The sequence below is a fragment of the Aeromicrobium sp. Leaf350 genome, from assembly GCF_916858655.1.
GTDB lineage: Bacteria > Actinomycetota > Actinomycetes > Propionibacteriales > Nocardioidaceae > Aeromicrobium.
In genome coordinates this window covers 422,717-435,829 of record NZ_CAKASL010000001.1, presented here as the reverse complement: position 1 = coordinate 435,829, position 13,113 = coordinate 422,717, and the positions used below count along the sequence as shown (strand labels likewise).

The 13,113-nt window shown below is 71.6% G+C and carries 14 protein-coding genes; 8 read left to right on the top strand and 6 right to left on the bottom strand.

Features of this window, described 5'->3' with window-relative positions:
* Positions 1 to 29: 29 nt before the first annotated feature.
* Positions 30 to 701 (top strand): type 1 glutamine amidotransferase domain-containing protein, encoded by a 672-nt coding sequence (locus LO931_RS02230; RefSeq protein WP_229051576.1) that lies wholly within the window; start codon positions 30 to 32, stop codon positions 699 to 701.
* A gap of 22 nt (positions 702 to 723) precedes the next feature.
* Here LO931_RS02230 and LO931_RS02225 read toward each other — a convergent pair whose 3' ends face one another.
* Positions 724 to 2,616: a hypothetical protein gene (locus LO931_RS02225; RefSeq protein ID WP_229051575.1), complete on the bottom strand. Its 1,893-nt coding sequence runs from the start codon at positions 2,614 to 2,616 to the stop codon at positions 724 to 726.
* Positions 2,613 to 3,155 (bottom strand): hypothetical protein, encoded by a 543-nt coding sequence (locus LO931_RS02220; RefSeq protein ID WP_229051574.1) that lies wholly within the window; start codon positions 3,153 to 3,155, stop codon positions 2,613 to 2,615. Before LO931_RS02220 ends, LO931_RS02225 begins: the two co-directional genes overlap by 4 nt.
* 77 nt (positions 3,156 to 3,232) lie before the next feature.
* On the opposite strand from LO931_RS02220, the gene LO931_RS02215 reads away from it, so the two are divergent.
* A complete protein-coding gene (locus LO931_RS02215) occupies positions 3,233 to 3,838 on the top strand; it encodes a TetR/AcrR family transcriptional regulator (protein ID WP_229051573.1) in 606 nt (201 codons plus the stop codon).
* Between the two features lie 23 nt (positions 3,839 to 3,861).
* The gene (locus LO931_RS02210) at positions 3,862 to 4,698 is read left to right on the top strand and encodes a sulfurtransferase (protein WP_229051572.1); all 837 of its coding nucleotides are present in this window, start codon (positions 3,862 to 3,864) and stop codon (positions 4,696 to 4,698) included.
* On the opposite strand, the gene LO931_RS02205 is transcribed toward LO931_RS02210, so the two are convergent.
* Together LO931_RS02205 and LO931_RS02200 are read right to left on the bottom strand one after the other, a co-directional pair.
* Positions 4,695 to 5,561 carry an alpha/beta hydrolase fold domain-containing protein gene (locus tag LO931_RS02205; protein ID WP_229051571.1) on the bottom strand — a complete coding sequence of 289 codons (867 nt, stop codon included), beginning with the start codon at positions 5,559 to 5,561 and terminating at the stop codon, positions 4,695 to 4,697. The two genes, LO931_RS02210 and LO931_RS02205, sit on opposite strands and share 4 nt — an antisense overlap.
* 9 nt (positions 5,562 to 5,570) lie before the next feature.
* On the bottom strand, positions 5,571 to 6,503 hold the full coding sequence (locus LO931_RS02200) for an AEC family transporter (protein WP_229051570.1): 933 nt from the start codon (positions 6,501 to 6,503) through the stop codon (positions 5,571 to 5,573).
* Between the two features lie 139 nt (positions 6,504 to 6,642).
* Here LO931_RS02200 and LO931_RS02195 point away from each other — a divergent pair, with 139 nt between their 5' ends.
* Genes LO931_RS02195 through LO931_RS02185 form a run of 3 tightly spaced genes read left to right on the top strand, consistent with a single transcriptional unit; the run spans position 6,643 to position 9,120 of the window.
* Positions 6,643 to 7,539, top strand: coding sequence for a 2-hydroxyacid dehydrogenase (locus tag LO931_RS02195; protein ID WP_229051569.1), 897 nt, complete (start codon positions 6,643 to 6,645; stop codon positions 7,537 to 7,539).
* Positions 7,536 to 8,291 (top strand): sulfite exporter TauE/SafE family protein, encoded by a 756-nt coding sequence (locus LO931_RS02190; RefSeq protein ID WP_229051568.1) that lies wholly within the window; start codon positions 7,536 to 7,538, stop codon positions 8,289 to 8,291. Before LO931_RS02195 ends, LO931_RS02190 begins: the two co-directional genes overlap by 4 nt.
* A 10-nt stretch (positions 8,292 to 8,301) precedes the next feature.
* Positions 8,302 to 9,120 carry an alpha/beta fold hydrolase gene (locus tag LO931_RS02185; RefSeq protein ID WP_229051567.1) on the top strand — a complete coding sequence of 273 codons (819 nt, stop codon included), beginning with the start codon at positions 8,302 to 8,304 and terminating at the stop codon, positions 9,118 to 9,120.
* 9 nt (positions 9,121 to 9,129) lie between these two features.
* Here LO931_RS02185 and LO931_RS02180 read toward each other — a convergent pair whose 3' ends face one another.
* Positions 9,130 to 10,473: an enolase C-terminal domain-like protein gene (locus LO931_RS02180; RefSeq protein WP_229051566.1), complete on the bottom strand. Its 1,344-nt coding sequence runs from the start codon at positions 10,471 to 10,473 to the stop codon at positions 9,130 to 9,132.
* Positions 10,474 to 10,544: 71 nt separating this feature from the next.
* Entirely contained in the window at positions 10,545 to 11,420 is an 876-nt protein-coding gene (locus tag LO931_RS02175) for a LysR family transcriptional regulator (protein ID WP_229051565.1), read from the bottom strand.
* A gap of 149 nt (positions 11,421 to 11,569) precedes the next feature.
* Between LO931_RS02175 and LO931_RS02170 the strand changes: the two genes are divergently transcribed.
* Together LO931_RS02170 and LO931_RS02165 are read left to right on the top strand one after the other, a co-directional pair.
* Entirely contained in the window at positions 11,570 to 12,571 is a 1,002-nt protein-coding gene (locus tag LO931_RS02170) for a tripartite tricarboxylate transporter substrate binding protein (RefSeq protein WP_229051564.1), read from the top strand.
* A gap of 8 nt (positions 12,572 to 12,579) precedes the next feature.
* Positions 12,580 to 13,107 carry a tripartite tricarboxylate transporter TctB family protein gene (locus tag LO931_RS02165; protein WP_229051563.1) on the top strand — a complete coding sequence of 176 codons (528 nt, stop codon included), beginning with the start codon at positions 12,580 to 12,582 and terminating at the stop codon, positions 13,105 to 13,107.
* The last annotated feature ends 6 nt before the right edge of the window (positions 13,108 to 13,113 follow it).

Sequence of the window (13,113 nt, the reverse complement as noted above, 5' to 3'; positions counted from 1 at the left end):
GATCAGGCCGCGTGGTTAGCGTGGAAGGCATGAGCAACCGCGCGGCACTCCTCGTCCTCACCAGCCACAGCGACCTCGGCGGCGTCCGCGACACCGGGTACTTCGTGGGCGAGGCCGCCCACCCCTGGAAGGTGTTCACCGACGCCGGCTACACCGTCGACTTCGCGTCGATCAAGGGCGGTCGTCCGCCCGAGGACGGTCGCGACGAGGACGATCCGGTGCAGGCCGAGTTCCTCGCCGACGAGGCCGTGCAGAAGCAGCTCGACGCGACCCCGCGCCTCTCCGAGATCAGCGCCACCGACTACGACACCGTCTACTTCGTCGGTGGCCACGGCACGATGTGGGACTTCCCGGACGACCCCAGCGTCGCTTCCGTCGCCCGCACGATCTACGAGAACGACGGAGTGGTCGCCGCGGTCTGCCACGGCCCGTCCGCTCTCGTCGGCATCACCCTCGGAAGTGGTCGACCCCTGGTCACCGGGAAGAACGTCGCCGCCTTCACGAACGCCGAGGAGGAGGCCGCCGGACTCACCGACGCCGTCCCGTTCCTGCTCCAGACCCGGCTCGAGGAGCTCGGCGCCCACGTGCAGGTCGGACCGAACTTCCACGAGAATGTCGTCGTCGACGGCCGCCTCGTCACGGGCCAGAACCCGCAGTCGGCGGCCGGCGTCGCGCGTGAGGTCGTCGCGACGCTGGGCTGACGGTCTGGGCTGACGGTCTGGGCTAGTACACCCGCACCTCGAGGCGCTCGCCCAGCTCGACCGTGACGATCGCGCGGCCCTCGCGGTCGGCGGTCACGGTGTTCGTCGCTGCGCCCGTCACCTGGTAGTCGCGACCCGGCACGAGACGCTCGATGGCCAGGTCGGTGCGTACCGGACCGGCGCCCGGCAGCAGCACCAGGTCGAGGGCCTCACCGTCGGTCACCGCCTTCGCGACGAGCACGTCCGGGTAGGCGCACTCGGCCAGGACCGGCCCGGTCCGCCAGGCCGCGGGCGTGCCGTGGGCGACGAGGTCGCGCAGCCCGTTCTCGCGGCCGAACCGCCCGAGCGAGGCGTACAGGTTGGCCAGGCCCGAGGACCGCTGCATGCGCCGCACGCCGTCGCGGTCCTCGATCGGCTCGCGCTCGTCGAGAGTCCGCTGCGCCGCCGCCGCGTACTCCTCGTCACCGATCTCGCGCGCCGCCATCATCGTCACCACGTGGCCGAAGGTGTCGCGGAGCATCAGGTAGTTGCCGGGATCGAGGTTCTTGGTGGCGAACTTCGGCAGGTGCAGGAGTCCGTCGCGGATCTCGAGCCCCCGCTTGAGCAGCCACCACGTGCGCAGCGACAGCTCGGGCAGTGCGGCGTGCATCCAGTAGGTCGTGGTGGTCTGCACCGAGGGGCTCGCCCAGAAGTTCCAGGTCATGCCGAGGTGGGCCGCGCGCACGCCGAGCAGCTTGCCGTCGGGTCGCACGAACTCGCGGTCATAGGCGGCCTGCAGCGTCGGCTGCACCTCGGCCGCATAGGTCGTGCCGTGCAGGCGGTCGTGGCTCACGAGCGTGTTGATGCCGAACGTGTTGCAGACCGTGTAGATCCAGTTCGGCTCGCACGGGAAGAGCGTGTACTCCGACGCGTTCATGTTGCGGTGGATCGAGGACGCCAGGCTGCCGAAGCTGTGGTCGTACGTGCGCTTGGCGTTCCAGCGGAAGGCCAGCGAGCCCGGCTGCGAGTAGCGGTCGTCGTTGAGGGTCTCGTACATGCCGATCTGGAGCCCGTAGAAGCCCGTCAGCATGATGTTCTCGGAGTTCTCGACCGGCTCCGGGTCCCACTTCAGGTTGCCCCAGGCGTTCTCGTGCGCCCAGTACGCCCAGGCCTTGCGACGCAGCATCTTCTCGATCGCGTTGCGCTGCGCCTCGGCGAGGTAGCCACCGAACGCCGGGGTGCGCGTGAACTGGGCCATCGAGAGGCCGTACGACAGGGCGTTGAGCTGGTAGCGGAGCGCGGCCTCGCGGTACTGGTCGAGGTGGGTGAACCCCGTGAACTCGTCCACCGGCTGCAGCGCGAGGTCGAGGCCGAACCGCAGCCGGGCGAGGTCCTCGGCCGAGCTCTCGGCGACGGGCAGCCCGGCGTCGAGGTCGGGTGCGCCGCCCACGACGAGGCCCGCGGTCGCCAGCTCGCGGTTCAGCTCGGCACCGATCCGCTTCTGCGACCGGTGGCGCGCCAGGTGCACGAGCAGCCCGAGGACCACCAGAGTCGGGCCGATGGCGAGGGCCAGGCCTACGTGGTCCAGGTCGTCGGCTGACGCAGCGCCCCACCACGCGGTGCCGGCCAGCACGAGCGGCGGCACGATCGTGGCGCCGAAGAACCACCAGACGACGAGCCCGAGCACGAAGATCGCCAGCACCACGGCGGCCAGGACGAACGAGCCACCGGCCACGAAGCCGCCGCCGGGCCAGACGAGTCCCAGGGCCGCGGCACGCCAGCCGTCATCGGTCGCGGCGCCCGCCACGACCAGGACGACGAGCCACAGCGCCGTGTAGACACCGATCGACCACGTGATGCGCAGCCGGGTCGTGGGCCCGAACGCGCCGTCGGGAACGGGGATCAGCAGGGGCCGCTGCTCGAGGGTGCTGGTCATGTGGGCGCTCCAGATCGTGCGGGTGTGGGGGAGGAGGACAGGAGGGTCGGCCACCACCGCGCCATGCCGACGGCCATGGTGGCGAAGCCGAGCAGGTGCAGGGCGATGTCGAGGACGGGGGAGTAGGTGCGGCCGAGCAGGTGGGCGTCGACGAGCATCACGAACGTCCACGTCGCCCCTGCGACGGCGAGGGCCCGGGAGCCCTCACGGGGTCGACGCGAGGCGGGCACTGCCACGAGCACCACCACCAGCACGACGGCCCACAGCAGGTCGCGCGCGAGCCAGTGCAGGTGGGCGCCGCTCGCGTCGCCGAGGAGCTCGGCCGTGCCCACGTAGGCCAGCACGGCGAGGGCGCCGGCGGGTCCGGCCGCGACCAGGGGCTTCGGGGCCACGGGGCGTGGCGGGGCCTCGGGCCGGGCGGCGCCGGGCGCCGATCGCCGCGCGGGAGGCGGGAACGGCTCGTCGGCCGGACCCCGTCCGACCCGCCAGATGCGCCGCACCCAGGAGATGATCAGCGCGGCAGCCAGGCAGCAGCCCATGTGACCCACCTCTCTCTGACACGGTTGCGTGTCAGAATGCAGGTTCCGTCGGGCCATGTCAATGGAAGGATGTCCGGGTGAGCAGCCAGCCGGTCGAGCGCCCGTATCGCGGCGTCAGTGCGGAAGACCGCCGTACGGTCCGCCGCGCCAAGCTCGTCGAGGCCGGGCTCGACCTCGTGGGGGAGCGCGGGGTGGTCGCCGTGACCGCCGAGGCCGTCTGCGCGACGGCGGGTCTGACCAAGCGCTACTTCTACGAGAACTTCACCGACCGCGACGCGCTCCTGCGCGAGCTCGTCGACGACCTGCTGGGCGACGTCCGCGTCGCGATCGGCAGCGCCCTGGACGGCGTGCCCGACGACGTCGGCGCCCGCGTCAGTGCCACGGTCCGTGCGCTGGTCGACACCCTCGCCGACGACCCGCGCCGCGCACGCCTGTACGCCGAGACCGGCGCGCACGACGCTCTCCGCACGCGACGCGAGGAAGCCCTCGACGGCTACGCGATGCTGCTCATGACCGACGTCCTGCGCGTCGACCCCGACGACCCGCACATGCGGCTGACGTCCCGGCTGGTCGTGGCGGGCACCACCGACGTCGTCAGCCACTGGTTCGCCGGCGATCTGGACCTCACCCGCGAGCAGCTCGTCGCCGACGTCTCAGCCATCGGCGTCGCGCTCGCCCCGTAGTCCGCGGTACCTAGGCTCGGGGCATGACCTCCTCGCACCCGCGTCTCGTCGACGCCCAGTGGCTCCACGACCACCTGTCCGACCCCACCGTCCGCGTCGTCGACGCCACGGTCCACCTGACGTTCGACGCGGACGGAGCCCACACCGAGTCGGGCCGCGAGACGTATCGCGAGGCGCACGTGCCCGGCGCGACGTTCGCCGACCAGCTGACCGACCTGACGGTCCACGACGGGGAGGCGGGCTTCGAGGCCGCTCCCTCGGAGGAGTTCGCCCGGGTGGTCGGCGGACTCGGCATCGGCAACGACAGCACCGTGGTCGTCTACGACCACGTCAACGGCATCTGGGCGACGCGCCTGTGGTGGCAGCTCACGTTCGAGGGGCACGACGACGTCGTGGTGCTCGACGGCGGACTCGCCGCGTGGCAGGCGGCGGGCTTCGAGACCGAGACCGGCGACGCGACCTACCCGGCGGCGACTTTCGTGTCGTCCCGCCGGCCCGAGCTCGTCGCGTCGACCGCCCAGGTCGAGAGCGCCACGTCCGATGCCTCCGTGCTGCTGATCAACTCGCTGACGCGTGACTCCTTCGCCCAGGCCCGCATCCCGGGCAGCGTCAACGTGCCGTTCGACGAGCTCGTCGACGACCAGGGTCACCTCCGGCCGCTGGAGGAGCTGCGGCCGCTGTTCGAGTCGGTCGGCGCGCTCGACCCTGACGTCGCACCGGTCACCTACTGCGGTGGCGGCATCGCAGCGACGGCCGTCGCGTTCGCGCTGCAGGGTCTCGGACGCGGCGACGTCGCGATCTACGACGGCTCGATGAACGCCTGGACGGCCGACCCGGAGCGCCCGCTCGAGCGTGACTAGCCCTGCATGAACTCCGCGATCATCCGCACGGCGCGGCGGGCCTCGGGGGTGAAGGTCGCTGCGGGGTAGACGTGGAAGCCGGACGGCTCGACGTGGAAGGCCAGGTCGACCCCCGCCTCGAGGGCACGCTCGCAAAACTTCAGGGTGTCGGCGAGCAGCACGTCGTGGGCGCCCTGCAGCACGAGCGTGCGGGGGAGTCCGGTCGGGTCGGAGAAGATCGGACTCACCCGCGGGTCCTGGATGTCGCGCGAGCCGGCCCACTGCAGACCCGCCCAGGCGGCGCCCGGGATGTCGAGCATGGGGTCGACCTCCACCAGTCCGGGCGCGACCGGGTTGGACGCCGACGGGTCGAGCCAGGGCGCGATCAGCACCAGGCCGTCGACCTCCTGGCCGTGCAGCGCGAGGCTCACCGAAAGGCCGCCTCCGGCCGAGTCGCCGCCGAGGAAGACCGGCCGCCCTGCCGCGCGACGCCGCACGGCCTCGAGCACGGGCGGCACGAACGCGTAGGCGTCGTCGACCGTGTGCTCGGGGGCGAGGCCGTAGAGCGGCACCGTGACCGTCGCGCCCGTCCGCGCCACGATCTTGCCGAGGAACGCCCAGTGCGCGGGGATGATCGCGGCGATGTAGGCGCCACCGTGCAGGTAGACCAGCTCGGTGCCCGAGCTCTTCTGGCGCGGCGTCAGCGTGATGACGGGGAACCCGCCGACCGTCTCGGTCGTGACCTCGCAGGTGCTCCGCAGCCGCCGCGAGACCTCCGCGGGGCCCTCGCGACCGGCGACCCGCTTCTGGGCGGTCTCGATCGAGGTGAGCGTCTTGGGGCGACGTGCGAGCACGGCGCGGGCGAGGGACATCGACAGAGACATGCCCCGAGGCTAGGCCAGGAGCGCGGCGATGAGGGCCACCGCCGGCACCGAGAGCAGGGTGGAGGCGAAGATCGCGTCGCGCGAGAGGATCGTCGCCCGTCCGTAGCGGCTCGCGATGACGAAGATGTTCTGCGCGGTCGGCAGTGCCGCGATCACCGTGACCGCCAGCAGCTCGGACCCCTCGAGGCCCAGCGCGTAGCGGGCGACCCCGTACGCCACGAGCGGCTGCACGACCATCTTCAGCGTCACGATGGTCCACAGCAGTCGGGGCCGGTCGCCCGTCCCCGGGCGCGGGCCGAGTCGCAGCGAGATGCCGTACGCGATGAGCATCCCGGGCACCGCCATCCCGCCCACGAGCTCGAGCGGGTCGTGCACGACCCGCGGCAGCGGGGTGGAGGTCACCGACAGGAGCACGCCGATGATCGAGCCGAGCGTCAGGGGGTTGCGGAACGGCCGAGACGCGACCTGCGTCCACCGCAGGCGCTGCTCCGCGACCGCAGTGTCGAGGATCGTGAGTGCGAGCGGCTGCATCAGCAGCATCTGCAGCAGCAGCGCCGGGGCCACGAGGGCTGCGTCGCCGAGCACGTAGGCGGCGATCGGCAGACCGAGGTTGCCGGCGTTGACGTAGGAGGACGACAGGGCGCCGACGACGGTGTCGGCAAGCCCCTGTCGGAACACGAACCGCGCCAGCAGGGCGTAGACGAGCACGACGACCACCACCGAGGCGACCGTCGCCACGAGGTTCGCCGAGAACACGGTCGAGACGTCGGCCTCCGACAGCACCGTGAGCATCAGGGCCGGGCTCGCGACGAAGAACGCGAGCTTCGAGAGCATGTGCTGCGCGCCGACGTCGAACAGGCCGACCCGGGCCAGGATCCACCCGAGCGAGATGACGGCGATGATCGTCGCGAATCCCTCGACGACACCGGTCACGGTCTCCATGATCCTCCAGTCGGCGCGCCGAGGTGACCGTGGGAGGGGGTCGGACTGCATTGGCATCACGCCATGTCGGTTGGTCATCACGATCTCGTCGGCAGGCGGTCGTGACGGCCGTCACGACGATCGTTGCTAGCGTCGGAGCATGTCGTCGCCCGTGCTCCTCGCCCACCCGCTGCAGGCCGACCTGGCCGCCGACCTGGTGCGGCTGCACGACGCCGTGTCGGACCCGTCCGACGGCGTCCGGGTGGCCGTCACGACGTCGCGCTTCGGCCTCTCGGCCGACGAGGTCGCGGCGCTCCCGGCGCTCGAGGCGATCGTCAGCTTCGGGGTCGGGTACGACTCGATCGACCTCGAGGCGGTCCGCTCGCGCGGCATCCAGGTCGCGACCACGCCGGGCGTGCTGACCGATGCGGTCGCCGACCTCGCCGTCGGCCTCCTGATCGACACGGTCCGTCAGGTCTCGGCCTCGGACCGCTACGTGCGCGGGGGCCGCTGGGCCGCGGACGGCAACTACCCGCTGACCGGCCAGGTGACCGGTCGCAAGGTCGGCATCGTCGGGCTGGGGCGCATCGGCCACGCGATCGCCGATCGTCTGGCCGGCTTCCGGTGCGAGATCGGCTATCACAACAGGTCCGTCGCAGACGTGCCGTACGCGTACCACTCGTCCGTCGCGGAGCTCGCCGCGTGGGCCGACGTGCTGGTGCTCGCGGCGCCGGGCGGGGGAGACCCGGTCGTCGGTGCGAACGAGCTCGCGGCCCTCGGGGCCGAGGGCCACGTGGTCAACATCGGGCGAGGCAGCCTGGTCGACGAGCCCGCGCTGATCGCGGCGCTCACCGACGGCACCATCGCCGGTGCCGGCCTCGACGTGTTCGCCGACGAGCCGCACGTGCCCGAGGCGCTGCGCGCCCTCGACAACGTCGTGCTCGTGCCGCACGTGGGATCGGGCACGCGCGAGACCCGACGCGCGATGGCGGACCTCGTGCTTGCCAACGTCGACGCCTTCCTGGAGCGCGGCGAGCTCGTCACGCCCCTCTCGTGAGCGCGGCGGAGGCGCTCCTGGTCCTCGCGGGGATCGGTGCAGGCCTCTGCGGGTCGGTCGCCGGTCTCGCGTCGCTCGTGAGCTACCCCGCGCTGCTCGCGTTCGGGCTGCCCCCGCTCGTCGCGAACGTCACCAACACGACCGCGATGGTGGGCACGGCGGCCGGCTCCATCGGCGGCTCGCAGGTCGAGCTGAAGGGCCAGGGCCGCCGTGTCGGCGTGCTGGTGGTGCAGACCTTCGTCGGCGGCCTGCTGGGGGCCGCCCTCCTGCTGTCGATGCCCGCCGAGGCCTTCGAGGTCGTCGTGCCGTGGCTCGTCGCCCTCGGCTCGCTGCTGCTGCTCGCGCGCGACCGCATCCGTGCCTGGGCCGTGCGGCGCGCGGAGCGACGCGACGGGGTCCCGGGGCCGCGCTGGACGGGGCCCCTCCTCATGGTGCTCGTCGGCGTCTACGGCGGGTACTTCGGTGCCGGGGTGGGCATCATCGCGCTCGCCATCCTCGCGGTGCGCCACTCCGAGCCCATCGCGATCACCAACGCCGTCAAGAACGTGGCGACGGGCGTCTCGAACCTGGCGGCCGTGCTGGTGTTCGTGTTCGTCGCCGACGTCGACTGGACGGCAGCACTGCTCCTCGGGGCCGGCGCGGTCGTGGGTGCCGCGGCCGGCCCGTGGGTCGTGCGACGGGTGCCCGAGAAGCCGTTCCGGATCGCCGTGGCGATCGCCGGGCTGGGGCTCGCGGTGCGCCTCGCGCTCTAGCCTGGGCCGCATGGAACCGGAGATCGTCAGCATCGACGGCGTCGAGATCGCGACCTGGACTCTCGGATCCGATGGTCCGCTCCCGGACGTGGTGCTGTGCCACGGCACCCCCTGGTCGGCGGAGGTGTGGCGCGAGGTGGCGCCCCGGCTGGCACGACAGCGACGCGTGCACCTGTGGGACATGCCCGGGTACGGGCGGTCGACGATGCGCGCGGACGTGGAGGTCGACCTGGCATCACAGATGGAGCGGCTGCCGCGGTTGCTGGAGCACTGGGGCCTGGAGGCGCCCGACGTCGTGGCCCACGACATCGGGGGAGCCGTGGCGCTCGGGGCGCACCTGCAGCACGGCGCGGAGTACCGACGGCTGGTCCTGTGGGACGTCGTGACCCTCGACCCGTGGGGCTCGCCGTTCTTCCGCCTGGTCGCCGAGAACGCCGAGGTCTTCGCGGCGTTGCCGCCCGCGCTCCACGGCGCGCTCGTGCGCGAGTACGTCGACGGCGCCGCGAACCACGCGCTGCCCGACGCGTGGGTCGACCGGCTCGCGGCACCGTGGATCACCGAGCAGGGGCAGGCGGCGTTCTACCGTCAGATCGCGGCGCTCACGCCCGATGACACGCGTCCTCTGGTCGAGCTCCTGGACAGCGTCCGGTGCCCGGTGCGGGTCGGATGGGGTGAGGACGATCCGTGGATCCCGGTCGAGCAGGCTCGTCGTCTCGCCGAGGCGCTGCCGGGGGACGTGCCCGTCACGACACTGCCGGGCGTCGGGCACCTCGCGCCGGTCGAGGCGGCCCAGGCGGTCGGCAACGCCGTCGAGGCCTGGCTCGCTTAGCGCTCCAGCTCAGCGCACGAGGCAGGGCCGCTTGGAGTCGAACTCCCAGCCGGGCACGAGGTACTGCATCGCGACGGCGTCATCACGAGCGCCGAGCCCGTGCTCGAGGTAGAGCTCGTGCGCCGCGGCGACCCGGTCGTCGTCGAGGGTCACGCCGAGGCCCGGCGTGGTCGGCACCTCGATCGCTCCGCCCTCGATCTGCAGCGGCGCGGTCGTGAGGCCCTGCCCGTCCTGCCAGATCCAGTGCGTGTCCAGGGCCGTGATCTCACCGGGGGCGGCAGCGCCGACCTGGGTGAACATCGCGAGCGAGACGTCGAAGTGGTTGTTCGAGTGCGAGCCCCAGGTCAGGCCGAAGTCGTGGCACAGCTGCGCGACGCGCACGGAGCCCCGCATCGTCCAGAAGTGCGGGTCGGCCAGCGGGATGTCGACCGACTGCTCGCGCACGGCGTGCGCCATCTCGCGCCAGTCGGTCGCGATCATGTTGGTCGCGGTGGGCAGCCCGGTGGCTCGCCGGAACTCCGCCATCGTCTCGCGACCGGAGAACCGGCCCTCGGGACCGCACGGGTCCTCGGCATAGGCCAGCACGTCGCGCAGGCTGAGGCCGATCTCGATCGCGTCGGCGAGAAGCCAGCCGCCGTTCGGGTCGAGCGTGATGCGCGCGTCGGGGAAGGCCTCCTTGAGGGCGCGCACGCTCTCGGCCTCCTCACGACCGGCCAGCACGCCACCCTTCAGCTTGAAGTCGGTGAAGCCGTACCGATCCGCGGCGGCCTTCGCGAGGCGCACGACGCCCTCCGGGTCGAGGGCCTCCTCACGGCGCACGCGGTCCCACTCGTCGGCGCTTCCCCCGTCGACGGCAGAGTGCTCTCGCAGGTAGGGGAGGTCGGTCTTGTCGGGGTCGCCGACGAAGAAGAGGTAGCCGAGCATCGGTACGTGGGTGCGCTGCTGGCCCTCGCCGAGCAGCTCGGCCACGGGCACGCCCAGGTGCTGGCCGTGCAGGTCGAGCAGGGCCGACTCCAGTGCGGTGACCGCGTGGATCGTGGTGCGCTGGTCGAAGGTCTGGACACCGCGGCCGCCGGCGTCGCGGTCGGCGTAGGTCGCGGCCACCTGGCGCAGGAGCGAGCCGTAGCGGCCGACCGGCTGGCCGACGAGCAGCCCGGCGGCGTCGTCGATCGTCTGCCGGATCGACTCGCCTCCCGGCACCTCGCCGACGCCGGAGCGCCCCTCGCTGTCGGTGACGATCGCGAGGTTGCGGGTGAAGAACGGCCCGTGCGCACCGCTCAGGTTGAGCAGCATGCTGTCGTGTCCCGCGACGGGGACGGCACGGACGGACGCGATCGTGGGCACGGCTGTCATGCGCGTCACACTACGATCCGCAGCGATTCCCGTCCAAGATCAACTCCGGATCGAGTGATGCAGGCCGGGTATCAGTTCTGCAGGGCTGCCAGAACCGTCTGCAGGGCCGGGTTGTCGGAGTCGCGCGGCCACAGCAGGTGGAGCTCGGCCTGCTGGTCGGTCACGCCCGCCAGTGACAGGTAGGTCACCCCGGCGATGTGCAGGCCCTGCGCGGACTCCGGGACGAAGGCGACGCCGCGGCGGCCGGCGACGAGCCAGAGCATCGTGAGGATCTGGCTGACGGTGTGCACGACGTTCTGGTGGCCGACCGGCACCATCCGTACGACGAGGTTGTAGAAGTACCGCGCCTTCGTGGGGGAGTGCATGATCAGCGGTTCCTGCACGAGGTCGTCGGCCGTGACGTCGCGGCCGAGCGTCGTCATCCAGTGGCCCTCGGGCACCGCGAGCACCATCTCCTCGGTGTGGAGGAGGTGCGAGGCGAACTGCTCGGTGTCGAACGGGGGGCGGGCCAGGCCCAGGTCGAGCTCACCCGACTGCAGCCCGGCGACCTGCTCGCTCGTGACCATCTCGTACAGGTCGAGGTCGATGTCGGGTGCTGCACTGGCGATCGTGTTCAGGACCCGCGTGAGGGTGCCGTAGGTCGAGGCGGCGGTGAAGCCGATGCGCACGGTGCCGGTGGAGCCCGCGGCGATGCGGCGCGCACGGTCCGGGGCGACCTCGGCCAGCGTGAGCAGACGGCGCGCCTCGGTGAGGAACGCCGCGCCTGCGGGGGTGAGCGCCACCTTGCGGTTGTCGCGGTCGAGCAGGCGGACGCCGACGGAGCGCTCCAGCTTTTGGATCTGGCGGCTCAGGGGTGGTTGGGTCATGAGCAGCCGCTCGGCGGCGCGGCCGAAGTGCAGCTCCTCGGCGACGGCGACGAAACCGCGCAGCTGGTCCAGGGAAAACATGATGCTGGCAAGGTATCACCTGATGTTCCATTGGGCTTGGACATGCATGACTCAGGTTCCTAGAGTCACCACGTGCCCATCGGCGTGACGCCGCTCACATGGCGGCGGTCACACGGTCGAACGGACCGGGCCGGAGTGAAGGAGAAATCATGACGACATCCCCCACGCGACGCCTGCGGGCGCTGGCCGGCGTGGCCGTGCTCGCCCTCGGCCTCTCGGCCTGCGGCGGCGGCAACCTCGGCTCGGACGACTCGGGCGAGAACTTCCCCGACGGCGCGATCAACCTGACCGTCGGCCAGGACCCGGGAGGCAGCACCGACCTCATCGCGCGTGCGCTCGCCAACCCCGTCTCCGACGACCTCGGCGTCGAGGTCCCGGTCCTGAACCGCCCCGGCGCCAACGGCGCCCTGGCCGCCAAGGAGCTCGCCTCGAAGTCGGCCAACGGCCAGGAGCTCATGGTCATGAACCTCTCGCTCGTGGCCATCACGAGCCTGACGGTTCCCGAGGACGACGCGATCAACCTCGAGGACTACACCGTCATCACCGGCATCTCCGAGGACGACTACGTGCTCGTGTCCAACGCCGACAGCGGCCTGAACACGATCGACGACCTCAAGGGCGCCGGCGCGCTGAACTACGCCACCACCGGCACCGGTACCGGCAGCCAGCTCTCCTCGGCGCTGCTGTTCCAGCTCGCCGAGATCGACGGCACCGCGGTGCCGTTCGACGGCGGCTCGCCGGCCCTGACGGCGGTCCTGGGCAACCAGGTCGACGTCGCGAGCATCCAGCTCGGCGAGGCCATGCCGCAGATCGAGGCCGGCACGATCACGCCGATCGTCACCTTCGCCGCCGACCGCAACGAGTTCCTCGACGACGTGCCCACGGCCGTCGAGGAGGGCTATGACGTCGAGGTCGCCCAGGCCCGCGCCATCGTCGGTCCGAAGGACATGTCGCAGGACGTCGTCGACCAGCTGCGCGAGGCCTTCACCAAGGCCTTCGAGACGGACGCCTACACGAGCTTCAACGAGCAGAACCTCCTGCGTCCGCAGGAGCTCGACGGCGACGAGCTGACCGAGGTCTGGAACCAGTCCGTCGAGACCTACCGTCAGCTGACGGAGGAGTACGGCATCGACCTCGGGTCGACCGAGTGAGCTCGCCGATGACGCCGGACCGCGCCGAGACCCCGGTGGGCGGCGAGCCCGAGTCCGTCGAGGAGCTCGTCGCGCAGTGGGAGGACGAGAAGCCTCCCGCCTCGGGACCGCTCACCAACGTCGCGACGGGTGCCCTCGTGGCCCTGCTCGGCGTGGCCGGCGTCATCGGCTCCCGCTCGCTCGGGCTGGGCAGCACCTCGCAGCCCGGCCCGGGCACCTGGCCCCTGGTGGTCTCGGTCGCCCTGATCGTCCTGGGCGTGCTGCTGGTGGCGCGGGCGCGGACCGCAGGCTTCGGCGAGAAGTTCAGCGTCGACAGCTGGCGCGTCGTGGCCGGCCTGGCCTCGATGATCGCGTTCACGCTGCTGATCGGGAACATCGGCTTCGAGATCCCGGCCGCCCTGCTGGCCTTCTTCTGGCTCAAGGTCCTCGGCAACGAGGGCTGGCGATCGTCGGCCGTCGGCGCCGTCCTGATGCCGGTCTTCTTCTACCTGATCTTCGTCACCCTCCTGAAGACGAACATCCCCCACTACTTCTAGGACGCG